The 233-nt window shown below is 66.5% G+C and carries 1 protein-coding gene; it reads left to right on the forward strand.

Features of this window, described 5'->3' with window-relative positions; genetic code table 11:
• The coding region (locus CVH10_RS24715) for an AAA family ATPase (RefSeq protein WP_146143423.1) at positions 1 to 233 on the forward strand (233 nt) is incomplete at both ends.

The following is a 233-nucleotide window of genomic DNA, read 5'->3' on the forward strand; positions in this document are numbered from 1 at the left end:
CGAGGCGCTGACGGCTCCCGGCCCGATCATCTTTGATCGCGGTATCCCCGACGTAATTGGCTATCTGCGGCTATGCGGGTTGCCCGTGCCGCCCTCGGCGCTGCGGGCGGCCGAGCAGCGACGCTATGCCAAGAGGGTCTTTATAGCTCCGCCTTGGCCGGCCATCTTCGAGGAGGACGCCGAGCGCAAGCAGACGGTCGAGGAGGCCGAAGCCACCTACCATGCGATGGTGG

Origin of the sequence: Halomonas sp. ND22Bw, assembly GCF_003011945.1 — a bacterium.
Lineage (GTDB): Bacteria > Pseudomonadota > Gammaproteobacteria > Pseudomonadales > Halomonadaceae > Halomonas > Halomonas halophila.